This is a genomic window from Bradyrhizobium sp. CCBAU 45321, assembly GCF_028128975.1.
Lineage (GTDB): Bacteria > Pseudomonadota > Alphaproteobacteria > Rhizobiales > Xanthobacteraceae > Bradyrhizobium > Bradyrhizobium yuanmingense.
The window spans coordinates 1-207 of record NZ_LFKZ01000019.1 but is presented as its reverse complement, the minus strand read 5'-3'; the positions used below and the strand labels follow the sequence as shown (position 1 = coordinate 207).

1 protein-coding gene is annotated in these 207 nt (G+C 61.4%); it reads right to left on the bottom strand.

Annotated elements, in window-relative coordinates:
* On the bottom strand, positions 1-207 hold a 207-nt coding region (locus ACM43_RS09470), incomplete at both ends, for a DDE-type integrase/transposase/recombinase (protein ID WP_271539835.1).

Genomic DNA, 207 nt, shown 5'->3' with positions numbered 1-207 from the left:
GAAGTGCCAATCGATGGCTGCGTCCTTGCACCAAGCGAGCATGGCGTTGCAGGTGAATTCGGTGCCATTGTCGGACACGATCATTCCTGGCTTGCCGCGTCGCTGGACGATTGCCGTCAGTTCGCGGGCTACGCGCCGCCCCGAGATCGACGTCTCCGGAATGGCGCCCAGGCATTCCTTGGTGACGTCGTCGACGATGTTGAGGAT